At 67.6% G+C, this 25,459-nt stretch carries 21 protein-coding genes, 1 tRNA gene and 2 pseudogenes; 13 read left to right on the top strand and 11 right to left on the bottom strand.

The features are described 5' to 3' along the window. Positions 1–33 precede the first annotated feature (33 nt). Both grpE and dnaK read right to left on the bottom strand, forming a co-directional pair. On the bottom strand, positions 34–699 hold the full coding sequence (gene grpE, locus ACIQHQ_RS35715; protein WP_402620448.1) for a nucleotide exchange factor GrpE: 666 nt from the start codon (positions 697–699) through the stop codon (positions 34–36). Then, a complete protein-coding gene (gene dnaK / locus ACIQHQ_RS35710) occupies positions 696–2,552 on the bottom strand; it encodes a molecular chaperone DnaK (RefSeq protein ID WP_402620446.1) in 1,857 nt (618 codons plus the stop codon). The genes grpE and dnaK overlap by 4 nt, the downstream gene beginning before the upstream one ends. 1,251 nt (positions 2,553–3,803) lie before the next feature. On the opposite strand from dnaK, the gene ACIQHQ_RS35705 reads away from it, so the two are divergent. After that, entirely contained in the window at positions 3,804–6,122 is a 2,319-nt protein-coding gene (locus ACIQHQ_RS35705; protein ID WP_402620443.1) for a (Fe-S)-binding protein, read from the top strand. A 448-nt stretch (positions 6,123–6,570) separates the two neighbouring features. Further along, on the top strand, positions 6,571–6,924 hold the full coding sequence (locus ACIQHQ_RS35700) for a cupin domain-containing protein (RefSeq protein WP_402620440.1): 354 nt from the start codon (positions 6,571–6,573) through the stop codon (positions 6,922–6,924). A 436-nt stretch (positions 6,925–7,360) separates the two neighbouring features. Here the strand turns inward: ACIQHQ_RS35700 and ACIQHQ_RS35695 are convergent, their stop codons facing one another. Further along, a complete protein-coding gene (locus tag ACIQHQ_RS35695; protein WP_402620437.1) occupies positions 7,361–7,555 on the bottom strand; it encodes a hypothetical protein in 195 nt (64 codons plus the stop codon). Between the two features lie 392 nt (positions 7,556–7,947). Here ACIQHQ_RS35695 and ACIQHQ_RS35690 point away from each other — a divergent pair, with 392 nt between their 5' ends. From ACIQHQ_RS35690 to ACIQHQ_RS35670, 5 genes and pseudogenes are all read left to right on the top strand, one after another. After that, a complete protein-coding gene (locus ACIQHQ_RS35690; protein WP_402620669.1) occupies positions 7,948–9,396 on the top strand; it encodes an FG-GAP repeat protein in 1,449 nt (482 codons plus the stop codon). Then, positions 9,393–10,856: a hypothetical protein gene (locus tag ACIQHQ_RS35685; RefSeq protein WP_402620434.1), complete on the top strand. Its 1,464-nt coding sequence runs from the start codon at positions 9,393–9,395 to the stop codon at positions 10,854–10,856. The genes ACIQHQ_RS35690 and ACIQHQ_RS35685 overlap by 4 nt, the downstream gene beginning before the upstream one ends. Beyond that, a pseudogene (locus tag ACIQHQ_RS35680) lies at positions 10,853–11,062 on the top strand (FG-GAP repeat protein); the annotation flags it as partial. The gene ACIQHQ_RS35685 and the pseudogene ACIQHQ_RS35680, both read left to right, overlap by 4 nt. A gap of 75 nt (positions 11,063–11,137) precedes the next feature. Then, positions 11,138–11,329, top strand: a complete 192-nt coding sequence (locus ACIQHQ_RS35675) for an FG-GAP repeat protein (protein ID WP_402620431.1) — start codon at positions 11,138–11,140, stop codon at positions 11,327–11,329. Positions 11,330–11,471: 142 nt separating this feature from the next. Further along, on the top strand, positions 11,472–12,488 hold the full coding sequence (locus ACIQHQ_RS35670; RefSeq protein ID WP_402620428.1) for a Yip1 family protein: 1,017 nt from the start codon (positions 11,472–11,474) through the stop codon (positions 12,486–12,488). Positions 12,489–12,654: 166 nt separating this feature from the next. Here ACIQHQ_RS35670 and ACIQHQ_RS35665 read toward each other — a convergent pair whose 3' ends face one another. The 3 genes from ACIQHQ_RS35665 to dcd all read right to left on the bottom strand — a co-directional run bounded on the left by ACIQHQ_RS35665 (position 12,655) and on the right by dcd (position 14,725). Next, entirely contained in the window at positions 12,655–13,464 is an 810-nt protein-coding gene (locus ACIQHQ_RS35665; protein ID WP_402620426.1) for a hypothetical protein, read from the bottom strand. A 164-nt stretch (positions 13,465–13,628) separates the two neighbouring features. Further along, a complete protein-coding gene (locus tag ACIQHQ_RS35660; RefSeq protein WP_402620423.1) occupies positions 13,629–14,138 on the bottom strand; it encodes a phosphoribosyltransferase in 510 nt (169 codons plus the stop codon). An 11-nt stretch (positions 14,139–14,149) separates the two neighbouring features. After that, entirely contained in the window at positions 14,150–14,725 is a 576-nt protein-coding gene (gene dcd / locus ACIQHQ_RS35655; protein ID WP_402620421.1) for a dCTP deaminase, read from the bottom strand. Positions 14,726–15,259: 534 nt separating this feature from the next. On the opposite strand from dcd, the gene ACIQHQ_RS35650 reads away from it, so the two are divergent. Further along, a tRNA-Gly gene (locus tag ACIQHQ_RS35650) sits at positions 15,260–15,333 on the top strand. Between the two features lie 79 nt (positions 15,334–15,412). On the opposite strand, the pseudogene ACIQHQ_RS35645 reads toward ACIQHQ_RS35650, so the two are convergent. After that, a pseudogene (locus ACIQHQ_RS35645) lies at positions 15,413–16,044 on the bottom strand (tyrosine-type recombinase/integrase); the annotation flags it as partial. Positions 16,045–16,226: 182 nt separating this feature from the next. Between ACIQHQ_RS35645 and ACIQHQ_RS35640 the strand changes: the two are divergent. After that, positions 16,227–17,051: a M55 family metallopeptidase gene (locus ACIQHQ_RS35640; RefSeq protein WP_402620418.1), complete on the top strand. Its 825-nt coding sequence runs from the start codon at positions 16,227–16,229 to the stop codon at positions 17,049–17,051. Between the two features lie 489 nt (positions 17,052–17,540). Here the strand turns inward: ACIQHQ_RS35640 and ACIQHQ_RS35635 are convergent, their stop codons facing one another. Then, a complete protein-coding gene (locus tag ACIQHQ_RS35635; protein ID WP_402620416.1) occupies positions 17,541–19,331 on the bottom strand; it encodes a DUF262 domain-containing protein in 1,791 nt (596 codons plus the stop codon). A 616-nt stretch (positions 19,332–19,947) separates the two neighbouring features. Between ACIQHQ_RS35635 and ACIQHQ_RS35630 the strand changes: the two genes are divergently transcribed. Then, the gene (locus ACIQHQ_RS35630) at positions 19,948–20,121 is read left to right on the top strand and encodes a hypothetical protein (protein WP_402620413.1); all 174 of its coding nucleotides are present in this window, start codon (positions 19,948–19,950) and stop codon (positions 20,119–20,121) included. Between the two features lie 3 nt (positions 20,122–20,124). After that, positions 20,125–20,391 carry a hypothetical protein gene (locus ACIQHQ_RS35625; protein WP_402620410.1) on the top strand — a complete coding sequence of 89 codons (267 nt, stop codon included), beginning with the start codon at positions 20,125–20,127 and terminating at the stop codon, positions 20,389–20,391. 670 nt (positions 20,392–21,061) lie between these two features. On the opposite strand, the gene ACIQHQ_RS35620 is transcribed toward ACIQHQ_RS35625, so the two are convergent. Continuing rightward, positions 21,062–21,820 carry a DUF6338 family protein gene (locus ACIQHQ_RS35620; RefSeq protein ID WP_402620407.1) on the bottom strand — a complete coding sequence of 253 codons (759 nt, stop codon included), beginning with the start codon at positions 21,818–21,820 and terminating at the stop codon, positions 21,062–21,064. A 480-nt stretch (positions 21,821–22,300) separates the two neighbouring features. Between ACIQHQ_RS35620 and ACIQHQ_RS35615 the strand changes: the two genes are divergently transcribed. Further along, positions 22,301–23,098, top strand: a complete 798-nt coding sequence (locus ACIQHQ_RS35615) for a hypothetical protein (RefSeq protein WP_402620404.1) — start codon at positions 22,301–22,303, stop codon at positions 23,096–23,098. Between the two features lie 204 nt (positions 23,099–23,302). Here the strand turns inward: ACIQHQ_RS35615 and ACIQHQ_RS35610 are convergent, their stop codons facing one another. Then, positions 23,303–23,905 (bottom strand): hypothetical protein, encoded by a 603-nt coding sequence (locus ACIQHQ_RS35610; RefSeq protein WP_402620401.1) that lies wholly within the window; start codon positions 23,903–23,905, stop codon positions 23,303–23,305. Between the two features lie 328 nt (positions 23,906–24,233). On the opposite strand from ACIQHQ_RS35610, the gene ACIQHQ_RS35605 reads away from it, so the two are divergent. After that, positions 24,234–24,410: an HGGxSTG domain-containing protein gene (locus tag ACIQHQ_RS35605; RefSeq protein ID WP_402620398.1), complete on the top strand. Its 177-nt coding sequence runs from the start codon at positions 24,234–24,236 to the stop codon at positions 24,408–24,410. Positions 24,411–24,598: 188 nt separating this feature from the next. Here the strand turns inward: ACIQHQ_RS35605 and ACIQHQ_RS35600 are convergent, their stop codons facing one another. Beyond that, on the bottom strand, positions 24,599–25,261 hold the full coding sequence (locus tag ACIQHQ_RS35600) for a formylglycine-generating enzyme family protein (protein WP_402620396.1): 663 nt from the start codon (positions 25,259–25,261) through the stop codon (positions 24,599–24,601). Positions 25,262–25,459: the final 198 nt, after the last annotated feature.

Raw genomic sequence — 25,459 nt, 5'->3', positions numbered from 1 at the left:
CCTCGACGCCCCTCCTTCCCTTCGTCTGTGACGTCAGCCCTCGTCCGGGCCACCGTTCTCCTTGTCGTCGGCGTCGGCGGACTCGTCCGCCTTGACCGTCTGCGCCCCCGGCTGCGGCTCGGCCACCGCCACCCGCGCGGGGCGGATGGTGCGCTCGCCGATCCGGTACCCGGGCTGCAGGATCGCGACGCACGTCGTCTCGGTGACGTCCGGTGCGTAGCTGTGCATCAGGGCTTCGTGGATCGTCGGGTCGAAGGGCTCGCCCTCCTTGCCGAACTGCTGCAGGCCCATCTTCGCCGCGGTGCTCTCCAGCGACTCGGCGACGGACTTGAAGCCGCCGACCAGTTCGCCGTGTTCACGCGCGCGGCCGATGTCGTCGAGCACGGGCAGGAGCTCGGTCAGGAGGTTCGCGATGGCGATCTCCTTGACCGCGATCCGGTCACGCTCGACCCGGCGGCGGTAGTTCTGGAACTCGGCCTGGAGGCGCTGGAGGTCCGCCGTGCGCTCGTTGAGCGCGGTGCGGGCCTGGTCCAGCTGGGCCACCAGAGCCACGTCCTGGCCCGTGTCCCCGGCCGGGGCCGCCCCCTCCTCCGGGGAGGGGGAGTCGGCCTTCGGCTCGGCGTCGTCGGAGGTGGCGCCGGAAGGGACGTCGGGCTGCTGCGACTGCTGCTCGTCGAAGCCCGGGGTCTCCTCCGTCACGCGGCACCGTCCTTCCGCTCGTCGTCGACGATCTCGGCGTCGACGACGTCGTCGTCGGCGGACTTGGCGCCACCGGCCGCACCGGCGTCACCGGCGGGGCCACCGGCGGCCTGGGCCGCGCCCGCGTCCGCGTACATGGCCTGGCCGAGCTTCTGGGAGACGGCCGCGACCTTCTCCGTGGCCGTGCGGATCTCGGTGGAGTCCTCGCCCTTGAGCTTCTCCTTCAGCTCGGCGACGGCTTCCTCGACCTCGGTCTTGATGTCGCCCGGGACCTTGTCCTCGTTGTCCTTGAGGAACTTCTCGGTCTGGTAGACGAGCTGCTCGCCCTGGTTGCGGGACTCGGCGGCCTCGCGGCGCTTGTGGTCCTCCTCCGCGTACTGCTCGGCCTCCTGGCGCATGCGGTCGACCTCGTCCTTCGGCAGCGAGGAGCCGCCGGTGACGGTCATCTTCTGCTCCTTGCCCGTGCCCAGGTCCTTGGCGGTCACGTGCATGATGCCGTTGGCGTCGATGTCGAAGGACACCTCGATCTGCGGGACGCCGCGGGGCGCCGGCGGCAGACCGGTCAGCTCGAACATCCCGAGCTTCTTGTTGTACGCCGCGATCTCGCGCTCGCCCTGGTAGACCTGGATCTGCACGGACGGCTGGTTGTCCTCGGCCGTGGTGAAGATCTCGGACCGCTTGGTCGGGATCGTGGTGTTGCGCTCGATGAGCTTGGTCATGATGCCGCCCTTGGTCTCGATGCCGAGGGACAGCGGGGTGACGTCGAGGAGCAGAACGTCCTTGACCTCGCCCTTGAGGACACCGGCCTGGAGGGCGGCGCCGATGGCGACGACCTCGTCCGGGTTGACGCCCTTGTTGGCGTCCTTGCCGCCGGTCAGCTCCCTGACGAGCTCGGCGACGGCGGGCATACGGGTCGAGCCGCCGACCAGGACGACGTGGTCGATCTCGCTGATGGAGATGCCGGCGTCCTTGATGACGTTGTGGAACGGCGTCTTGCAGCGCTCCAGCAGGTCCGCGGTCAGCTGCTGGAACTGGGCGCGGGTGAGCTTCTCGTCGAGGTGCAGGGGGCCCTCGGCGGAGGCGGTGATGTAGGGCAGGTTGATCGAGGTCTCGGTGGACGAGGACAGCTCGATCTTCGCCTTCTCGGCGGCCTCGCGCAGACGCTGCAGGGCCATCTTGTCCTTGCCCAGGTCCACGCCGTGGCCGGACTGGAACTGCTGGACGAGGTAGTCGACGACGCGCTGGTCCCAGTCGTCACCACCGAGGTGGTTGTCACCGTTGGTGGCCTTCACCTCGACGACGCCGTCGCCGATCTCCAGCAGCGAGACGTCGAACGTACCGCCACCGAGGTCGAAGACCAGGATGGTCTGGTCGTCCTTGTCGAGGCCGTACGCGAGCGCGGCCGCGGTCGGCTCGTTGACGATGCGCAGGACGTTCAGACCGGCGATCTCACCGGCCTCCTTGGTGGCCTGACGCTCGGAGTCGTTGAAGTACGCCGGGACGGTGATGACCGCGTCGGTCACCTTCTCGCCCAGGTAGGCCTCGGCGTCGCGCTTGAGCTTCTGGAGCACGAAGGCGCTGATCTGCTGCGGGTTGAAGGGCTTCCCGTCGAGCTCGATCTTCCAGTCGGTGCCCATGTGCCGCTTGACCGACCGAATGGTCCGGTCCACGTTGGTGACCGCCTGACGCTTGGCCACCTCTCCGACGAGCACCTCACCGTTCTTGGCGAAGGCGACGACGGACGGCGTGGTCCTGGCGCCCTCGGCGTTGGTGATGACGGTGGGCTCGCCGCCCTCCAGAACGCTGACGACGGAGTTAGTCGTGCCCAGGTCGATGCCGACCGCACGTGCCATTGTGATTCCTCCAGCTGACTTGAGTGGAACGGACTCAAGTGTGCACGACGGCCCCCGACCGGTCAACAGAGCTGAGTCGAGCAGACTCAACTCTTATCCGTTCCTTACACGCAATGACGCTCTGACCTGCGGGGATACGCTGCGTCGAGGTCCGCACACAGGGACACGCGCGGGCGAAACACCCTGAGGAGCACCCCTCCCACCACCCACCACAGGGCGCCGGACCCGATCCGGCCGATATGCGCGAGTACCCCGACGGGCACCGGCGGACGCGGTGCCTGACACGCGCCTCTGCGGTGTATGGACGTGACGCCCCGCCCCCCCCCCCCCCCGCAGCAGAACCGCCTCCGGCACGGTCAGCCCGAGCCGCCGCAGCCGGCGCCCGAGATGATCGGGCCCACCGCGGAACACCGCCCGGCCGGCCGGCCGACCACCGCGTCCCCGCCACGAGGACGCCATCGGCAGCGGCCACCGCGGTCGGCGCCAACAGCACCCCCCCCTCCCGGCCCCGAACCCGGCCCCGGCGTACCCGCGCACGCACCCTCCGGCCCCGAACCCGGCCCAGGCGTACACGCGCACGCACCCTCCGGCCCCGCACCCGGCCCGGGCGTACCCGCGCACGCACCCTCCGGCCCCGCACCCGGCCCGGGCGTACACGCGCAGCGCCATACAGCCCGAGCAGGGGGACCGCACCCGAGGCGACGAGCACCCCCCGCGCCTCATCGGCGGGTGGCCCGCCCTCCACCCCGCCACATCCCCCCGCCCCACGACCAGCCCCGTGACGAGCACGACGGCCACGCCCCGGACAACGGCACGTCACGCTGCCGCCGCGCTCGATCAGCCACAGCCGCAGGGCGGGCCCCGCAGGACGGCCGCGAGCAGGGCGGCGAGGGGGAGGACCGCGAGGAGGAGGGGCTGCGAGGAGGAGAGCCGCGAGGAGGAGAGCTGTGGCGGCGGCGGTCGTCCCGCAGAGCACGCATATAAAGTAGGCGGATCACGACAATTCGGCATGAATGACGTGAGGGGATCACGGCCGGGTCCCGCCGCCACGCGCGACGGAATCCACGCCGAAACCGGCCCGTTTCTGAGGCAACCCTCAGCGATTCAGATCACTGCCCACCCGGCTACAGTGCGGCGGAGGATGAGGGTAGTCTCAGACGGACTGCATAAGTTACCGCTTAGTAATTTCGGGGAAGCCTGAAGAACGACAGGCCACCCCGACGAAACCCCTCGCAGGCCCGAGGAGCCCCCATGCAACTCGCCGCGATCATCGTGTCGCTGGTTCTGACCGTGGTCGGCGTCGCGCTGCTCGCACGCGCGATCGGCCAGTTCGTCCGGTACTTCAAGCTGGGCCAGCCGGTCCCGGCCGGTACCCGGACCGACAACCCCTACCAGCGCAGCGTGACCCTGGTGAAGGAGTTCCTCGGCCACACGCGCATGAACCGGTGGGGCATCGTCGGTGTCGCCCACTGGTTCGTCGCCGTCGGCTTCCTGACGCTCCCGCCGACCCTCGCCCAGGCCTTCGGCCAGCTGTTCCAGGCCGACTGGGTGCTGCCGGTCATCGGTACGTTCCTGCCGTTCGAGCTGTACATCGAGTTCATCGGCGTGATGACGATCCTGGGCATCGCGGTGCTCATCGTGATCCGCCTGCTGAACCTGCCCAGCCGCCCGGGCCGCAAGTCCCGCTTCGCCGGTTCCAAGGCCGGCCAGGCGTACTTCGTCGAGTACGTCATCCTCACCATCGGTCTGGCCATCTACGTGCTGCGGGGCCTGGAGGGCGCGCTCCACCACGTCGACCACTACGAGGCCTCGTACTTCGCCTCGTACCCCCTGGTCCTCGCCTTCAAGGGCCTGTCGGTCACGGCGCTGCAGAACCTGGTCTACCTGGTCGCGATGATCAAGATCGGTACCTCGTTCATCTGGATGATCGTGGTGTCGCTCAACACCAACATGGGTGTCGCCTGGCACCGCTTCCTCGCCTTCCCGAACATCTGGTTCAAGCGCGAGGCGTCGGGCGGGACGGCTCTCGGGGCGTTGCAGCCCATGACGTCGGGCGGCAAGCCGATCGACTTCACCGACCCGGGCGACGACGACGTCTTCGGCGTCTCCCAGGTCGAGCAGTTCTCCTGGAAGGGCCTGCTTGACTTCTCCACCTGCACCGAGTGCGGCCGCTGCCAGTCGCAGTGCCCCGCCTGGAACACGGGCAAGCCCCTCTCCCCCAAGCTGCTGATCATGTCCCTGCGGGACCACGCGCACGCCAAGGCGCCGTACCTGCTGGCCGGCGGCGGCAAGACGATGGAGGGCGAGGAGAAGGCGTCGCCCGAGGCGCTCAAGGACGTCCCGGCGTCCGCGCTGGCGGAGGCCGAGCGCCCGCTGATCGGCACCGCCGAGGAGAACGGCGTCATCGACCCGGACGTCCTGTGGTCCTGCACCACCTGCGGCGCCTGTGTCGAGCAGTGCCCCGTGGACATCGAGCACGTCGACCACATCGTCGACATGCGCCGCTACCAGGTGATGATCGAGTCCTCGTTCCCGTCCGAGGCGGGCACGATGCTCAAGAACCTGGAGAAGAAGGGCAACCCCTGGGGCCTGGCGAAGAAGCAGCGCCTGGAGTGGCTCAAGGAGGTCGACTTCGAGGTCCCGGTCGTCGGCAAGGACATCGAGGACCTGTCCGAGGTCGAGTACCTGTACTGGGTCGGCTGCGCCGGCGCCCTGGAGGACCGCGCCAAGAAGACCACGAAGGCCTTCGCGGAACTCCTCCACATCGCGGGCGTCAAGTTCGCCATCATGGGCGGCGACGAGAAGTGCACCGGTGACTCCGCCCGGCGCCTGGGCAACGAGCCCTTGTTCCAGGAGCTCGGCATGGAGAACGTCATGGCGCTGAACATGGCGTTCGGCGAGGAGATGGACGACGAGGGCAAGGTGACGCCCGAGTCGGCGAAGCCGAAGTCGTCGAAGAAGATCGTCGCCACCTGCCCGCACTGCCTCAACACGCTGGGCAACGAGTACCCCCAGCTCGGCGGCGACTACGAGGTCATCCACCACACGCAGCTGCTGCAGCACCTCGTCGACGAGGGCAAGCTCATCCCGGTCACCCCGGTCGAGGGCATCATCACCTACCACGACCCGTGCTACCTGGGCCGTCACAACAAGATCTACACGCCGCCGCGCGAGATCATCGCCAGCGTCCCCGGCATCCGCAACGAGGAGATGCACCGCCACAAGGAGCGGGGCTTCTGCTGCGGCGCGGGTGGCGCCCGGATGTGGATGGAAGAGCGCATCGGCAAGCGCATCAACAACGAGCGCGTCGACGAGGCGCTGTCGGTCAACCCCGACATCGTGTCGACGGCCTGCCCGTTCTGCCTGGTCATGCTCACCGACTCCGTTAACGGCAAGAAGAACGACGGCAAGGCGAAGGAGTCCATCCAGGTCGTGGACGTCGCCCAGCTGCTGCTGGACTCGGTCAAGACACCGGTCCAGGCGGAAGCCGACGACGACAGCGACGACGGCGAGCCGCCGGCCGGCACGGCGGACTCGGAGAACGCACCGGAGCCGGAGCCGGTGAAGTAGACGCACCCCGCCGGTCGTCCGGACGCCCCCTGCCCTGAGTCACCGGGCAGGGGGCGTCGGCGTTCCGGCGCCGCCCACCCGTGGCAAGTCCCCGCTGTTCCCGTGGTTCCCCGCAGGGCCGCTACGCGCGTGGCACGCCTTCCCCCCTCTACGTCCCCGGCGGCCCCGGGGGCCGGTGCGGTTGACACTACGTCCGGGTACGGCGCCCCGGCTGGACGGATCACGTATTGGCGCCGTACGGAGCCATGGAGATGCTCAGGGGACCGCGGAGACCGCGGAGACCGCCGCAGACGGACGACGCAGGCCCAGGAGGCGAACATGACCCCGCTGTCGCCGCGCCTTCGCCCGGCCGCCCCGTGGCGGCCCGAGGCCATGGCAGGCCGGGGCCAGGCCCTGGCCTGACATGCCGGGCGCACCGGCTGCTCAAGCACCCAGGAAAGGCGAGACCATGTCGCTTCTGAAGACCATCGACACCGACCCCTCCTTCGCTCCGAGCGAGTCCGGGCCGCTGCCGGACCGCCTGATCTCGGGCAACCCGGCCTACAAGACCTGGCCTCAGGACGTCGCCTGCGGGGAGACGATCAAAACCGGCATCTGGGAAGCGACGCCCGGCGAGACCCGCTCGATCAAGGGCGACACCTTCGAGTTCTGCCACATCCTCTCCGGCGTCGTCGAACTCACGCCGGAAGGCGGCGAGCCGGTGATCTACAAGGCAGGCGACAGCTTTGTGATGAAGCCCGGCTATGTCGGTGTCTGGAAGACCATCGAAACCGTGCGGAAGATCTACGTGACCGTGAACTGATGCCGATACCGCGCGACTCCGCCGCCGCGGAGACCTCGCGCGGGACTGCCTGCACGCTCTGCCGGCTCCGGTGTGACGCAGGAACAGCCGACGGCTCGCCGAGGACGCGGGTCATCGCGGACCGGCCGGCTTCCGGCATCGGCTGAACGGTGCGACCGCGACGCCGGCGCGTCCGGGACGACCTGCGACAGTACGTCGAGCCCGGAAGGCTCGTTTCGAGCGCGTCGAGGACTGCGCCGGCGCGCGGCAGCCCAGGGACGTCAGCGCCACCCTCACGGCCTCCGACGTCACCGCCCGGAACGACTCCGTCTCGTCGGACGAGCGCGGTGACGAACGGTCGCGGTAGGGGCCCGCCGCCCGTCGGCGATCTCCGCCGGAAAGGCGTGGCCCTCACCGGACCACCCGGCCTGCGCCGTCCTCACCACACTCGGTCGGGTCATGCGTCGCCCTCGATGTCCTGCATGACGACGCAGGACTCGTTCTCGTCGTCGGCGGGCGGCAGCCACTCACGCACCGCGCCGAGCCCGACCAGTCCAGTCCAGTCCAGTCCACTCCAGCCGAAAGGCCGCTCGCACCCCCACGGCCGACAGCTCCTGGAGCGCGGGCTGATCGACGAGACCGACCTGCACATCGCTCCCGCGCTGCTCGGCGACGGGATCCGGCTGTTCGACAACCCGTTGCGGTGCGCCCGTACGGCTGGAGCTGTTCGGTGGGGAGGACCACAGGGCCGCGGTCGACGTGCGGTACCGCCCGGCGCCCGTCGAGTGACCAGTCCGCACACCCGTCGTGCCGCCCGACCGTGCCGGACCGTCACCGCGCCCCGCACACTCACCGAACTCACGTACAACCCTTACGTCACTCCAGGGGTCTCTTGATCGCCGAACACCCGTGAAGGCCCGGACGACTCCCGGCGGACACGGACAGTCCGGCCCTTCATCGACTGTGGATGTCCGCCAGACATTCCCCGCATGCAGCAGGAGACCCCGCATGCAGCAGCACGAGCGTCCCTCGGGGCGCCGGCCCATGTCCGCCCACCCGTCCCGGCGCCCCCGCCTGCGGCTCGCCCTGGCGGCCGCCGCGGCGGCCGCGCTGACCGGCACGTTGCTCTCGGCCCCGGCCGGCCCGGCGACGGCCGCGGACGGCACGCACGCCCCGCGGACCGACTTCAACGGTGACGGGTACCGGGACATCGCCGCCGGCGCCGCGTGCGCCGATGTCGGTTCCGCCTCCTGCGCAGGCGCCGTCGTCGTGCTGTACGGCTCGGCGTCCGGTGTGTCGGCCGCCCGCAGGGCCGTCATCACCCAGAACTCCGCGGGTGTGCCCGGCACCGCCGAGTCCGGCGACCTGTTCGGCTCCGCCCTGGCCGGCGGCGACCTGGACCAAGACGGCTACTCCGACCTCGTCGTGGGCGCCGGCAACGAGAGCATCGGCGACCGGGACGGCGTCGGCTCCGGCACCATCCTGTGGGGCAGCAAGTCGGGCCTGACCAGCGGCAAGGGCCTGCCACAGCCGTCGACGCTCTCCGAGTACGGCAACTTCTCCCGGGGCATCGCGACCGGCGACTTCGACGGGGACGGCGACACCGACGTCACGCTCACCGGGCAGAGCCACACCCGCATCTACCACGGCCCCTTCACCCGCACCGGCGGTCCGCTGAACCACCTCCGCGTCGGCGAGGTCGGCACCACGTTCGAGGTGTTCGCGGGCGACCTCACCGGCGACGGCGCAGCCGAACGCGTGTACCCGTTCAACGTGGACGGCGACACCGGCGGCGAGATCAACTACTTCCGCTGGACCGGCACGACGTACAAGATGGCCGAACTGCCGAACGCCGACGGCTACCCCGGTTCCATCAGCGACATCAACCGCGACGGCTACGGCGACCTCGTCCTCGGCGACTACGCGGACCCGTACGACCTCAAGCCCGGCGGCCACAAGGGCGGCCAGATCACCGTCTGGTACGGCGGCCCGAACGGCCCCGACCCGGCGCAGCAGCCGACCGTCGTCCACCAGGACACCGAGGGCGTGCCCGGCGCGGGCGAGGCCGAGGACGGCTTCGGCGGCGCGGTGAGCACCGGCGACATCAACGGCGACGGGTACGCCGACGTCGTGGTCTCCGCCCCGGGCGAGGACATCGGCTCGGCGACGGACGCGGGCTCGGTGACCGTGCTGTTCGGCTCCGCCTCCGGCCTGAAGACCACCGGCGCGAAGTCGTACACCCAGGACACCGCCGGAGTGCCCGGATCCGCCGAGTCCGCGGACCGTTTCGGTTCCTCGGTCGGCCTGCACGATGTGACCAAGGACGGCAAGGCGGACCTGGTCGTCGGCGTCTCCGGCGAGAACTCCACGGGCGGCCTGTGGACCCTGCGCGGCTCCGCCTCCGGCCTGACCACGAGCGGCGCACAGGGCATCACCACCACCGCCGTCTCCCTCAAGGGCAGCGTCAACCTCGGCTCGGCGGTGGCCCAGTGACGACCCGACGGCTCCGCCGTGGGGCACGTACGCCCCGGCGCACCCGCATCACCACCGCCGTCCTCGCCGCGGCCCTGACCCCGCTCGCCCTCACCCTCTCCGTTCCCACCGCGCACGCCGCGACGGCCGCCGCCCCCTACGACTTCAACGGCGACGGCCGCACCGACCTCGCCATCGGCGCGCCGGGCGCCACGGTGTCGGGGCAGGCGAAGGCGGGTGCCGTGGCCGTCGTCTACGGCAGCACGAGCGGCCCGAAGAGCTCCACGCGCACGCTCCTGACGCAGAACACCGTCGGCATGCCGGGCACGGCCGAGGCCGACGACGCCTTCGGCTCCGCGCTCACCTCCGCGGACCTGAACACCGACGGCTACGCCGACCTGCTGATCGGCACGCCCGGCGAGGACGGCGGCGACAGCAACGACGGCACGGTCACCATCGTCTGGGGCTCGGCGTCCGGTCTGTCCGGCGCCCGTTCCCTGTTCAGCTTCTTCAGCACCGACTACGACCGGTACGGCCGGGCACTGGCCGCCGGCGACTTCGACGGCGACGGGGACATCGACGTCGCCGTCGGCTCCACCGGCCCGATCACCCTCTCCCTCGTGGACGGCCCAATCACCAGGACCGGTGGGTCCAACGGCGGTTCGGGCTCGGGCAACGACTGGTGGTCGTCCTCCAGCGGCGTCACCCACCTCTCCTCCGGCGACGTCACCGGCGACGGCCACCCCCGTGTGGTCCTGCACGGCCGCGCCGCGCACAACGGCGCCGCCGCCACCTCCCTCGCCGACCTGCGGATCGGCAACTACGTCGACTGGCTGCAGAAGCTTCCCGCCGGGTTCGTCTCCGCCGTGGGCGACATCGACGGCGACGGCCACGACGACATCGCCGTGGGAAACGACCGGGAGGCGTCCGCCGATCCCGAGGGCGCCCTCGGCGGCAAGGTCACCGTCGTCTACGGCGGACCCGACGGCCGCGACAGCAGCCGCGCCCCGCTCGTCCTCACCCAGGACACCGCCGGTGTGCCCGGTGCCGCCGAGAGGGGCGACCGGTTCGGCAGCGGCGTCTCCCTCGGTGACGTCAACGGTGACGGGTTCGCCGACCTCGCGATCGGTACCGCGGGCGAGAACGGCTCCGCCGGTGCCGTCACCGTGCTGTACGGCTCGGCGTCCGGCCTGACCACCCAGGGCGCCACGTCGTACACCCAGAACACCGCCGGGGTGCCCGGCACCTCGGAGCAGGGCGACCGGTTCGGCGAACGCGTCATGCTCACCGACCACACCGGCGACCGCCGCGCCGACCTGTCCGTCTCCGCGCCGGGCGAGAACGCCGGCGACGGCGCCATCTGGTCCCTGCGCGCCACGGCGACCGGCCCGACGGCCTCCGGCTCGACGAGCTTCGGCCCGGGCACGACGGGCATCTCGACGGCCGGCGCCCCGGGCTACGGCACCGCACTCAACTCCTGATCACCCCTCTCGACCCAACCGGGACTCCGATACGCAAACGCCCCCTCCTCCTGGCCACGGCCCTGACCACCGGCCTGCTCACCGCCCTGCCCGCCACAGCGGCCACCGCCGCGCCCGGCACCGGCCCGACCGCCGACTCCAACGGCGACGGCTACCCGGACCTCGCGGTCGGCGTCCCGCACGAGGACGTCGCGGGCGGCCGGGACCAGGGCGGAGTCAACGTCTTCCGCGGCGGCTCCGGCGGCCTCAGCGGCGCACGCTCCTCGTGGATCGCCCAGACGGTGCTCTGCCCGGCCGACTCCCACGCCGCCTTCGGCTACACCCTGCGCCTGCGCGACCTGACCGCCGACGGCAAGGCGGACCTGGCCGTCGGCGCGGCGAACGGCGCGCTGCTCATGCCGGGCACGGGCACGGTGCCGACGAAGACCGGCGCGATCGTCCTGCCGGAACCGGGCGGCACGCTTCCCGACTGACGCAGGCCGAGCGGGCCGGCCCCGGGTGATGGATCGGGGCCGGCCCCGGGGCGAGGCCCCGGTGCGCTCGGCGGGCACGGGCAGGCCCGTACGGCCGAACCCTGACACCCCACCGACCCCCAAGGCCCCTGTCCCTTAAGGGATGTCACAGCTCGGCCGCAAAGCCGGGCCCGGAAGCCCGGGCCCGGCACGCCACCGCCGGGGACCAGGTACGTTCGAAGACGTGGCTGGATTCAGGATCGGACGCGGCCGGAACAACGGCGCTCCTCAGACGCGACCGCACAACCCTCCGAACGGGCAGCAGACGCCGCAGGGGCCGTCGTACGGCTACCCGCAGGCGCCTCAGCCGTACCCGCAGGCGCCGCAGCCCTACGGCAACGGCGGCGGCCCCGCCTGGCCGCCGCAGCCGAATGCCGGGCACGGCGGGGGCTACGGCGGCCAGGGCGAGCCGGAGTACTTCGGCGACGGCGCGTACCCGCCCGGCCCGCAGGGCCCGCCCGACCCGTACGCGGCGAACAACCCCGGCCACACCCAGGCCTTCTCGGTCGGCGAGGACCCCTACACCCAGGGCGACACCTACCGGGCCGGCGCGGCCGCCCCGCCGCCCGGCCCCATCGGCCCGCGCCTGCACTGGAAGGCCCTGCTCCGGGGGATCGTCCTCGCCCCCCACCAGACGTTCCTCCAGATGCGGGACTACTCGATGTGGGGCCCGGCCCTCGTCGTCACGTTCCTCTACGGCCTGCTCGCCGTCTTCGGCTTCGACGGCGCCCGCGCGGACGCCATAAACGCCACCCTGTCGAACGCGGTGCCGATCGTCCTGACGACGGCCGTCGCGATGGTGCTGAGCGCCTTCGTCCTGGGCGTGGTCACCCACACCCTGGCCCGCCAGCTCGGCGGTGACGGCGCCTGGCAGCCCACGGTCGGCCTGTCCATGCTGATCATGTCCCTCTCGGACGCGCCCCGGCTGGTCTTCGCGATGTTCGCGGGCGGCGACGCGATGTTCGTCCAGCTGCTGGGCTGGGCCACCTGGGTCGCGGGCGGCGTGCTGCTGACCCTCATGGTCAGCCGCTCCCACGACCTGCCCTGGCCGAAGGCGCTCGGCGCGTCGGCGATCCAGTTGATCGCCCTGCTGTCAATCGTGAAGCTGGGCACGGTCTGAGGTCCCCGCCGAGCACGAGAGAGGGGCTCCCCACCGGGGAGCCCCTCTTCTTCTCACGCCGGTCAGGCGTCGAGCACCTGGCCGGCCCGCCGCACCACGGGCGGTTCCACACTCCAGGCCGAGGTCGCCAACGCGCTACGACGCGAGATCGCCGGGTACGGAGAATTCACTGAGCGGCGAGGACCTCTCGTGCCATCCGCAGCTCCGAGACCGCCCCGGACGGTGCGACCACTCGGAAAGGCTTGCCGAAATCGCTGAACGACTCATCGAGGTCCGTGGCCGGGTAGGTGACTCGCAGGAGGAGCGGGCTGCCCTCAGCGGCGATGCAGAACTCCAGCGGTCCCCCCGCACGCTCATACGTGATTTTGGTGGCGGACCGTTCTCGCACCTTCACGGACTGCTGCCTGGGCTTTTCTTCGGCAAGACGCCCCAGGGAAGGAATGCGCTCCTCCAGCCAGGTCCGGCGGGTCGTTGCCTCGCACATTTCACCCGCGGCCTCGGACACGGCGGCGCCACGCTTGACCCACCGGTCAGCCATGACCTTCACCCGTACAGGGTCTGCTTTGCCCTCGGGTGACAGTTCGAGGGCCTCTTTACTGCCTCGCGAATAGAGCGCGGATGCAGTGACGATGAAGTCGAGGGAGGCGGAACCCTTTCGAGAACGTGCCTCGCATGCCGCCCTGCCCCCGCCCGGGGCAATACGCAGCGTGGTCGTCCCCTCGGTCTTGGTTCGCCGAGTCGACCTCAGGTATTCCTGATCGAAGGTCGCGTCGATCGCCCTGTGAACAAGCGCGGCGGCACGCGATGCGTCCCCACTGTCGGGCGAGGCGCCGGCTGCCGCCGACTTCGCATCGCGCGCAGTGCCGCTCGCCTTCGTGTCACTCGCGCCAGAGCCGCACCCGGCCAGTGCAATAAGCGCGACGGCCGTCGTCGCTCTTGGGGGGCGTCGCCCCGGCATGCTGTCGATAGCGGGCATGCGGATGATCTCCCTTGGAGGCGCCACGAAGGATGGGCCAATGATGCACCCACCCGGTGGCTCGCATTCCAGGGGGTATCCGCTCCCGCCTCGGTGGCCTTACGCCTGGTGCGGGGTCAGCGCCCCGAGCAGACCTCACCGAGCCCTGAACGGGCGGCCACAGCTCAGAGCGCTTCCTTGTTCTCCTTCGGCGCCTCACCCGACTTGTGGACCGGAGGCAATACACTCCACGGGAAGTTGATCCAGTCGTCGGTCCGCTTCCACACGTACTCGCACTTCACCAGCGACTGCGACTTCTCGTAGACGACGGCGCTGCGCACCTCGGCGACGGTGTCGAGGCAGAAGTCGCGCACCAGCTTGAGCGTCTTGCCGGTGTCGGCGACGTCGTCGGTGATCAGCACCTTCTTCCTCGAGAAGTCGATCACGTTCGGCACGGGCGCGAGCATGACCGGCATTTCGAGCGTCGTCCCCACACCGGTGTAGAACTCCACGTTCACCAGGTGGATGTTCTTGCAGTCGAGGGCGTAGGCGAGCCCGCCGGCCACGAAGACGCCGCCGCGGGCGATGCTGAGGACTATGTCGGGCTCGTACCCGTCGTCGGCGATGGCCTGCGCGAGCTCGCGCACGGCGACGCCGAACTTCTCGTAGGTCAGGTTCTCCCGTACGTCGCTCATGCTCGTGCCGCTCACACCCGGGACCGGTGGAAGTTGAGGAAGGACCGCGAGGCGGTCGGCCCGCGCTGCCCCTGGTACCGGGACCCGTACCGCTCGCTCCCGTACGGGAAGTCGGCGGGCGAGCTCAGCCTGAACATGCACAGCTGCCCGATCTTCATGCCCGGCCACAGCTTGATGGGCAGGGTGGCGAGGTTGGACAGCTCCAGGGTCACGTGCCCGCTGAACCCGGGATCGATGAACCCGGCGGTCGAGTGCGTGACCAGCCCCAGTCGCCCCAGCGAACTCTTCCCCTCCAGCCGGGAAGCGAGATCGTCGGGCAGCGTGATGACCTCGTAGGTGCTGGCCAGGACGAACTCACCGGGGTGCAGGATGAACGGCTCGTCCCCCTCCGGCTCCACGAGCCGGGTCAGGTCGGACTGCTCGACGGCGGGGTCGATGTGGGGGTACCGGTGATTCTCGAACACCCGGAAGTAGCGGTCGAGGCGCACGTCGATGCTCGACGGCTGCACCATCGATTCGTCATACGGATCGATGCGTACGCGTCCGGCGTCGATCTCGGCCCGGATGTCCTTGTCTGAGAGAAGCACGCCCCGAGGATACGCAAGGCGCGCGGAGCGACCACAACCGGACGTCTCCGCGCGCCGTATGCCTGTTGCCTCCAGCTTTGTCCGTTGCCGCTGCTCCGGCCGCTGCTACCGCTTCTGATAGCTGACGGGCACCACGCTCCGGAGCCGCGCACATCGCGGACACCGAAGCAGCCGCCCGGGGCCGAGCCGCTCGGCCTGCTGCATCGGGAACGAAGCGGTGCTGAACACGTGCCCATCGGCACAACGGACGACGGTGCGCTCCATCAAGTCCAAGAGTCCCTTCCCCAAGAGCCGCGTCTGGCTGCTGCTCGCCTGACGACAAAAGCCACAGTACGGGATCAAAGGAACGGCCCTCCAGGCGGCACTCCGGTCCCGCCCGGCCCCCTCAGGCCCCTCCACCGTACGCCCCAACTCCGTTCCCCCGCAGCCGCATCCCACCCCTGAAACACCCTCAGGCCCCGCGGCGCGAACACCGGGGGCCTGGCATGAGGTAAAGTGGCGAGCGTTCGGACACCGACTCCGTCGGCGTCTTACGCGGGTGTAGTTTAATGGTAGAACATCAGCTTCCCAAGCTGAGAGCGCGAGTTCGATTCTCGTCACCCGCTCCATGTGAAACCCCCAGGTCAGAGACCCGGGGGTTCTTTGTTGTCTAGACCGGTAACCCGGTCGCGCACCATAACCGCACCATTAGCGTTCGGCAGCCTCCTCGCCGTGGTGCGCGGGGTCGTCCTTGTGGCACTTCGCACGCTCGGCGCGCACCAGGTCGTCGAGCCCGGCTGCCACCTCCCGCTGCCGCTCCTCGTTGGAGTGCTGGTAGATCAGCGCGGCCTTCTCGGAGGACTGCCCGGCCCGGACCATCGTGTCCTTGAGGGTGGCGCCGGAGCGGGTGGAGAGCGTGTGGACGGTATGCCGGAGATCGTAGAACCGGAAGCCGTCCGGGAGACCGACGACCGCGCGAGCCCGACGCCACTTCCGACCGAAGGAGGTACGCCGGAAAGGCGCACCCTTCTCCCCTACGAAGACCAGACCGTCCGGCCCCTTCTCGGCGTACCAAGGTGCCGCTTCACCTCCTTGTGCAGGAAGGCCGGGAGGACGACCGTGCGAACGTCCGCCTCGGACTTGGTCTCGCCGGGAGCGCGTCTGCCATTCGTTCGCTCGGGCTCGGCGACGCGGTGGCGGACGCGGGTGACGAGGTTGTCCAGGTCGACGTCTCGGCGGCGAAGGCCGGCCAGCTCCTCAGGTCGCATCGGACCGTACGCGCCCAGGTAGACCATGAGGCGCCAGCGGATACCGATCGCGTCGGCGAGAGCGTCGACCTGGGTGGCTTCGTTCACGTTCAGCAGCAGCGTTTTGTTCACTACGGGCAGCATCTGGTGATCGACAAGGTTCTGGATGTTCACGAGAAATAGCGTCAGTGCCTGGGGGACGGCGTGGCCGACAGAATTACGGGTTCTGTCGTGCGTGTCAGCCTGGTGCGCAGAACACGTAGGCTCCCAAAGTTATGAAGATATTGATCTCTGTTGACATGGAGGGCATCTCGGGGATCGTGCATCCCACCGAGACGAACCCGGATGGCTACGACTACGCGCGTGGTCGGGCGTTAATGACGGCTGAGGCGAACGCCGTGATCGCTGGTGTCCTGGACACCGAACCCACGGCCGAGGTGCGGATCGCCGACGCGCACGGCCCTTTCCGTAACCTGCTGCCCGAGGAACTCGACCGTCGGGCGCACCTGGTCCGTGGCAAGCCGCGGCCCCTGGGCATGCTCGGCGGACTCGACGAACAGACCGACGCCGTCCTGCTAGTCGGCTACCACGCCCGTGCCGGCGGCGGACCGGCCGTGCTGGCACACACCGTGAACGACGGCATCCTCGACGTGCGCGTGGCGGGACGTTCTATGGGCGAGATCGGCCTCAACGCCGCCATGGCCGGATATCTGGACATACCGGTCGTGCTGCTCAGTGGTGACGACAGCGCCTGCGCTGAACTGCAAGATCTGCTCCCTTCCGCCGTCACCGTCGCGGTCAAGCAAGCCCTCGGGCAGGGCGCTGCCGTCGCCCTGCACCCCGAAGAAGCTCGGGAGCGGTTGCGCCATGCGGCCGCCGAGGCCATCACGCGGCGCGCCCAGGTTTCACCGCTGTCCCTTGCCGGACCGCTCGATGTCGAGGTCGATCTTTCCGCGCCGTTCATGGTCGACCTGGCGACCCTCGCGCCAGGGGTCTCACGTGAAGGTGGCCGGACAGTCACCTTCACCGCCGCTGACTTTGCCGACGCCTATCGGCTGGTCCTGCTACTCGCGCAGCTCGCCACCATCAAACCTGGCTAGGTTCAACGACGTTCCGCCGCATCACAGAGGCCCTGAACCTCAACGGCTCCCTGCGCAAGGACCTGCGCCAACTGCTCATCAACAGCCATCCGAAGCAGTACGACGCTCCCTTGTGGCGCATCACAGCCAATACTGAGTAACGACCTTCTTCACGAGTTCGAGTTCAAGGCGGCTCGCTCCGCTCACCGCGCGCGGCCCGCCTCCCCGGCCGGGCCTGCGCTCCTGTCTCCGCCCCGCTCCAGCCCGGCCGACGCCCGTGCCGCGCTCAGAGCAATCAGCCGCCTGACGCCAGAGAGGGCGCGTCGTGGCTGGGCGGTCGGCTCCACGGCTTTAGGCAGCCACTTTGGCGTGAGCCTCAAAGATCATGGCCCCAACGTCGTGCTTTAGCGGGCAGGTCCACAGACTGCCCGACGCGCCAGAAGCTTACGGGGCCATGATCACTCGCGCCAAAGCAGCTCCCGCCCAAAGCCGCTCCACCGACCTTTATCTCTACGGGAACCGCTTGAACAACATCCCGATGTCACGGGCAGGCACTTCGATGGTGCTAGACCCTTGACGTTCGTACCACTTGTCGAGGTAAGGGACCGGGCGCCCAACAGACTTCACCGTAAGGAGTAATACTGGCTTGCCATGATAATTAGCAGGCCGCATATCACGCAAAACCTGGGACTTTAGGTCGGATTCCAGACCCGATGCCCTCACCTTTTCGGTGAAGAAGCTCATGTAGCCGTCGAGTGATCCACCATGTTGTGAAAACTCGTGCTCAACCCCAGTGATCCAGAAGTCTCCATCACGAACCGCAGGGGCTCCGTACAGACTCCGAACCCTGTCGGCATCGCCCCTAGTATCAGCGATTCCAATGACGACATAGCCCACCGCTCCATCACCATCATTCGCGATGGCCGAAATCGCCTTCATGATTCGCTCGAAGCCCCGAGAGTCGAACTTGCCACTACCGTCAAGAGAGTGCAGCCCCTGCTTCAATTCGAATAGGCTGTGCTCTGCCAGAGCAGCACGGAGGAGTCGATGAATCCTAGCCTCATTTGCTTCGAATAGGACGTCACGCTGATTTACCTCCGGAACTGTAAGGTCCCTCAGAACCCCAGCCACGGCAGAAATGTTGTCTCTTTTGTTCTCCGCAGACCAGGTGCCTCCACCGGCAGTAATGTTAAGAACTCGATCACCGATGCCATCGAGAGCCTTCACCATCTTACCGATATCTCTGATTGACCGATTCTCTCGAATCAATAGCGTGTAAAGCGCCAGAAAGATGGTGGCATAGTAGCGCGGAACTCGCTGCCGAGGACTTTTAAACACAAGCTGAGAAAAGTTCTTCCCGGACTTCTTGAGGATGTCTTCCAGCACTCCATGGACATGCTCGAAACGCCCCTTGATCAGGTCTGCCCCTTCACGCTGCACCGAAGCTTCGATGCGGTCTCTCCGGCGCTCCTTTGAGTCACCAGGCTTGATGCCGTAGTACTCATCGAGAGTTTCTGATGCGTACCTCGGAACAGTGTCCAAGATCATCGTAGCCAACAGATCAGCGACGATCTCCTCATCGCGAGACTCACGAACCTGATCCTTCTCCAAGATCTTATGGCGCACCCAGAACACGTCCTCGATGAAGACGCCGGGCCCGTTCCGATCACTGGAGATACTAATGGCTGGCATTCCTGTAAGGGCAACCAGATCGCGCACCGAAGTATCTCCTCTGACGAAAGAAGATACCTCTCGTACCAGATCGGCAAAGTTCGAGATCGCTCCCGCTTGACGGATCTCCTGCCGTGAAAGATAGCGCCCATTAGAGTTAATTCGCCGGAAGACTTCTTCGACGATCTCTTCATCAGGCGCGCGATAAGTAGACATCGGGAGGACATAGTTAGCAATACTTACGCATTCACGACGATCAAGCACTGGAAGATGCTGCTGCAACTTCCCCTCATCTCGCCGGAGCTTTGTTTCGGCCAGAGTTTCGAGATCAAAGTAGTAGCCGTCAAGTGCGTATTGATTCTCGATGAAAGAAAATATAGCATTCAGACGCTGCAGTCCGTCGATGATTTCTAGTGTCGTTTTGCCGCCCAGAGTGCGCTCAGCGGTCAGTACCAGCGGAACGGGAAGTTGCTTGCGGAGAGAGTCAATGAAAGAAGCCTTCTCGCTAATCACCCAAACCAACTTTCGCTGGTAACGCCTATTGACGACAAACGATTGGTTCACATAGCTGTTGTAAAGCGTCTGAATGTTTTCTCCACGGACAATCAGATTGCTACTCAACTCGGCCATCGAATTCCCCGCTAGCTGCTAGTTGACCTAAACCTTTGCTGAATAGGCGGCTCGTTCAGCCCAAGGCCAGCCTCCTGGCTGGTGCGAGAACGCTACCAGCGCCACCACATGTAGATTCGGAGTTCACCCAAGTTCTCTGCCTTACCTCAGCCCGTGCGGGCTCTGAGGACGCTAGGCGGCTGACGAAATGTCGGACGCACGTGTCTGGCGGTCAAGAGCTGGAGCCGTCGGTGGTGCACCGTACTGACCGGTCGATGCGCCCACCGTCATAGCGACGTTGCCTCAAGCGGTCAACAGCGAAGTACGGGAACTGCCCTGATTTAAGTCAACCTCCAATGGCCGCCATCGACCCTCCGACCAGCCCATCGCCACTCGGTAGCCCTTTAGCCAGTAGATCGGGACGTAGAGGTCCGTGCCAGACGCGTGCCAGATCGTGCCGGGAACCACGGGGAACACAGGGGAACTAGCCGCCCCCCACCACCAAGCGCCAACGCTACTGCACCGCAGGTCAGCCCCGAGCGAGCCCCAAATGCCTTTACCTTCCCAAGCTCAGGGCGTGCAGGTGCTGGCGTGGTGAAGCATCGACCAAGCGAGCGGCGTCGCCGAGTATCCCGGTGTGACTGATGACGAACTCGTTCTGGCCATCCGCTCTCACGTTGCCGGCCGGAGGCTGCCCGACCCGGCATCCGCTGACGACGTCGCCGCCTTTGAGCGGGTGGTCGGGCACTCGATGCCCGAGATGTTGAGGCGGATGTATCTCGAAGTCGCCAACGGTGGCTTCGGACCGTGAGAAGTGGCATCCCTGACCGACACCGGCGGCTGGTTCAGCGACTGTGCGGACATCACGATGGCCTACCGCGGCTTCGCCGATCCCGATGTCCTTCCGCCGGGGATCGTCCCGCTTCTGGACCGGGGCTGTGCCATGTGGACGCTGATCGAATTCCGTACGGCGGATGGGCAACTGTGGGATTGGGACCCCAGCCTCTGCTGCATGCAGCATGCCCTTGCACCGCTCGGGCAGCCGCTCGCTCAGTGGCTCACTGACTGGGTGCACGGCTAAGCACACGAAGGCCCCTACCCATGCCGCGTGTTGGCCACCACGGGCTGTCGCAACCAGTGAGGCCTGAGAGTGACCTTGTCTCACTTTCCGTATCTCATTCAGCCTCGTTCACGACCATTCAGTCCTACGCACCAGACAGGGGCGGTGCGCGGTCGGTGCTGGCAGGTCACTGCTTGGCCATCAACGAAGCCCAGCCGTCGGTTGGGTCCCGGACGAGTCTCCGGGCCGCCCCCAGACAGGCCAGGGATGCAACCATTCCCTTCAGCGCTGGAACCCCCGGAAGCCGACCGCGCGCCAGAGACCGTAGCCGCTAGCACTGACAACGGACCCAACGGCGCCGACCGTCAGCTATGACCAGTTGGCCCCGCACTACGACTGCACCAGAACGAGCGAGGAAGTACGGGGAATCACGGTGAAATCGGCCGAGCCCGGCAGGGCTCGATCCAGACCGTTCACCCAGGTCAGCGCGCGAACCCGCTGCAAACGCCCGCAGCTTCCCAAGCTGAGGGCACGACCTCCATCACTTGAACAATCTCGCGCAAGACTGATCAAGTGCCGGCCGGTCGACCTTGAGACACCAAGAAGGACTCCGGCCGGGTGCTCGTCATCTGTACGCTGATGAGAAACGACAGGTCTGGAATCCGTACAGGGAGATCAGGTATGGCCAACCCTAAGCAGGGTCCCCGCCCGGCATCGCTGTCCCTGAGCTCGCCAACGGGTCCCCCTGACCCCCGAGATGGGCAGAAGCCGACGCTAGGGCCGGGTCGGCCCCCTGAGCCGCCGCCCCCGCCTCCGACGGAGTAATAGTGGGATAGGTGACAAACATGCTCATGATCCGGCGAGCTGAGATGCAAACACCGCTCGCCGGGTAGAGCCGCGCCTCTGTCCCGCCTGGAGCGCGGTACTTGATTGGCTCGACGAGTATCAGGTCTCGATCTGGCAAGTCGTCGGAGCCGACGTTGTAAGAGGCCTGACGACCCTCGATGTAGGAGCCGTCCTCGAGAATGCATCCCACGATGGGATTCTCACCCGGGAACCAGCGGTCGAACATGACCCACCAAGCAGACATGGCCGACGCATGCGGACGCCTGCCAAGAATCACGCCGCCAGTTGCGGCTATAAGGCAAGCGACGATCAGCAATGCCCCCGCCCACCAACCCAGTTCGGCGTAATGGGTGCTGACGTAGTTGTGCTGCTCGCGTACCACCCGACCGACATCAGGTGTAGCTCCCGGCCACAGCCCACGAATCAAGGCAAACATGACCAGGGTTACCAACTCTGCGACGACACTGGCGAAGACAACGGCACTGCTCTCACGAAATGGCGTAGGACGGCGGTCGGTGCCGGCACGTTCTCGCGCGACAATGAAGGAGAACCCGGGCAACAGCATGACGATGACCAGTGCAAATCCCGTAAGCGTCGTTGGCACCCATGGCCTCCTTGGTGAGTCGTTCAACCACGCACTGCCGGAGTACTGGGTGGCGCCCCCAGCTTTTCCCCTGGTCCCCCGTTGCAGCCTGTCCCCACAGTCGCCGCCCCAGAACCCAACTGGACGCCCCGAACGTAGGTCACCAACACATGCTGACGGCGTGACATCCAGCGGGTGCCTGGTTGTGCTACTGCCGATCCGATGAAGTCTGTCGGACACCAGTTCAGTGCACGCCATCAGCGTGTTGCCGTCCAGGCCGGAAGCGGTATGCAACGGCTCGCTCTCTTGTGTACTCCTTGGCTCGCGACCGTGGGCTGCCCGTGGACTCGTCCCGCCCAATCTGCGACGTGTAGGGACGTGACCTGCTGCGTCGCGCAGGAGCCAAGGGGTCTCCGGAGCCGTCTGAGCGCACGCGCATATCGTGGCCGCTGCCGTCGCGGCGTGCCACGATGTCCTGTCAAGCAGGGAGGGGGCGTTTCCATGAGGTTTGACCAGAACCTGGCAGACCAGCTCGACGCGACGATGTACGCACAGCTGCTGCCGGAAGACGCAGTGAAGTCACTGGGCAGGTGGCTGACCGACCCGGAGAAAGGGCAGCGGTACAGACACGGAAGCGGAGCTCACACCAGTCCGTATTTGCCTTCCAGTTGGATCGCCGTAGCCCCCTGGCCCAACGCTTTCGCCGACCGGGCAGCGGTTGCATCGGCCTCCGTAAGTCGGGCCGACGTCGTGGCCACAGTCCGAGCCGCGGAACAATCTCAGAGTTGGGCCGAGGCTTTCGTGGCAACCCAGGTCTGGGGCTACGGCCTCACGGGCTACGGCCCCTACCGCACGGGGCAGGTGCTCGCCCAGCCAGGTGCTGAGGAAGCCTTCACAGAAGCCGTATCCCTGCTCGCTGACGAAGGTGCGTCCGCAGGCTACGAGAGGCTGCAGGTGTTGGATGGCCTTGGGCCGGCGTTCCTCACGAAGTTCCTCTACTTTGCTGGTCAGGCGTTGCCAGAGGTGAAGGGGCTGCGCCCACTCATCCTCGACAGCGTGCTCGCTGGGGTTCTCCGTCGGCATGCTACGAAGATCGGGGCGTTGGCTGGCTACGATTGGGCAGCGCCGATCGCCAATCGCATCTGGCGTGACAGCAACTGGACCTCCCACCGCTATCACATCTACCTCCAGTGGATGCACGCTGCCAGCGAGCAGTTGACAGCTGCATCGATCGAGTGGCCCGCAGCGCCGGACGTCCTCGAACTGGCCCTCTTCAGCGCGGCCTGGGACCCCGCATAATCAGACCACCAGGGTCGTGGACAGAGATGCCGTGCCATACGCGTGCCAGATCGTGCGGGGAACCACGGGAAACAGCGGGGACTGACCCCGGATGCGGTCGGGCTCCGACACCACTCCGCCGCAGGTCAGTGCAACAACCGCCGCCAAAGAACCCAAGCTTCCCAAGCTGAGAGCGTCCACCGCCTGCCCGGGCTCCCCGAAGAGTCAGAGAAGGTCCCGCCAGAAGAGGGCCGTCGCTCGCGGGTTCCAGCTGTCGCCGACCTCGCCCCGCGCCTCGTCGAACTCCTGGTGCATGTAGTCGGCCAGGTCCAGGCCGTAATAGATGATGTCGGTCTGCCACATCGAGAGCACCGGATGCCCGAAGCTTCCCCGGCCGACAGGCAGGTATCGGTGGGCATACACGGGCACCATCACTGGCGCCTCTGCCAGATGACGCCGCGCCGTATCCAGTGCCGCCGTTCCGTCGGCTGGACGCTCACCCCAACCCTCGTACCAGAACGCGTTGTACTCAACGTCGAGGAGGACACCCTCGACCGGCCAGTCGAGCTGTCGACGCAAGCTGTCCAGATCGCCGCCACGCCACTCCGGCCAGGGCCTGGACCAGGTCTGCCCGTCCTCGGGAGGGACATTGACCGGGAGCCCGGCCGCAAGGAATGCTCGGTGATCGTCCGCGAACTCGAAGCCGTACTCGCGCTCGATGCGCGTGAACTCGGCCTCCGTCAGCCCCGCCTCGAACTCATAGAGGCCTGTCTGTGCCAGGCGATGTGCGGCCTCCGCGCCCAGGCGTACTCCCTCATTGCTGATCACGGCCGCACGCTAGCGCCGACCGCGGCCAACCGTCACCCGAGTTATGCGCGGGCTGGGTCTCAGCTTCCGTGTCGTTCAGCCCCGTTCACGGCCATTCAGGCGAGACCACGAGTCGGCTGCAATCCGCGAGCGGGCCGCTCATGAACGCAGGTGAACGACCCTGTACGCGACACTGCGAGGCACCAACACAGTCGGAAAGCGTGCGCCCCCGAGCAACCTCCTTGGGCCGCCGTGCACCGCTGCGCGGAGCAGTGCGCCTTCCACAGAGGACATGTGCCCGGCAATCCTGCACTGGTCCGCACGACGGTCGAGAGCGGGGGTGGGAGACGTGGCTCGTACGCAGTCCAGGTGTGGAGCGCTCACGGAGAAGGGCACTCGGTGCCGGCGGCTGGCGATGTTCGGTGCGTCGCGATGCGACCTGCACCGTGGCGAGTGGTCGTCGTACACCATCGAGAAGCGCAAGGAAGCCGAACGCAAGGCGAAGACACGCAAGCGGCGCAAGTGATCCCAGCCGGTGTGAGGTGACACCCATGGCTGACATCAACGACAGCGGACAACTGCGGCGCCGTGTGGTCTGACACGGCCACGGCCGCCCCGCGCAGCACGGGTGGACGGGCGGTCAGACCGAACTCCTAGAGCGGGCGTCGCAGGTTCGCATCCTGCCGGGCCCCCTCTGACATCCAGATCTTGCCCCTAACTGGTTGGCACGGGTGCGACCGGGCGGACCGCGGTGAAGTCCTGGGACTCGTCGCGGGTGGCGGAGAGCAACAGCAGCCACTCGTCGCAGCCCTGCCACGGGGAGAGGTCGCCGCCACCTCCACGCACCACCCGCGGTCCGTCGCCGGTGCGGGGGCGTGCGTCCGCCGGCGCGTCCGTGAAATGCGGGATCCACACATCGGCGCAGATCTCGTTCGCCGACCCCATCGCCGCCAGCCCGAAGGCGTTCTCAGCCGCGGCAGTGCGCTCCTCGTCGGCAAAGTCGTCCAACACCTGGTCCTCGTCCGGCCTCCCGTCCCCCCGGAAGGTCAGGGTGGTCGTACCCGCCCGGGCCGCGTACTCCCACTCCGCCTCGCTGGGCAGCCGGAAGGGCAACGCCCCGAGCAGGTCGTCCAAATCGTCCTCGAAGCGGGCCGTGCTCGAATCCGATTCGGCGAAACTGTCCTCGTACTCGGGCAGCCAGTGCCGTGCTTGCGCCACCGTCAGCGGATGGCGGGCGATCAAGAACGGCTCGACCCGCACTTCTCGTACCGGTCGGGCTTGGACAGCACCGGCGAAGAACGCTTCGAGGTCGTCATCGGCGCCGTCGGACCGCTCAATGGCACGAACCGCGTCCAGTTCCGCGTCGGACAGACCCATCAGGAACGTCCCACCGGGGACAGCCCGGAAGACCACTCCGGAAGGGGTGTGCCGCCACGCCGGTCGATCGGCCACTATCTCGTGAGCCCACATGGTGCCGGACGCTAGCTGTACTGACCCGTGAGGTTGGGGACGCGGCTGGCGGGTGGTTGGCCTTTCAGCGCGGTGTGTCCGCGGTGGTGATTGTAGGTGTGCAGC

The sequence above is a fragment of the Streptomyces sp. NPDC092370 genome, assembly GCF_044755265.1.
GTDB lineage: Bacteria > Actinomycetota > Actinomycetes > Streptomycetales > Streptomycetaceae > Streptomyces.
Note: the sequence above shows the minus strand (reverse complement) of the source record. Positions and strands in the feature narration are given on the sequence as shown.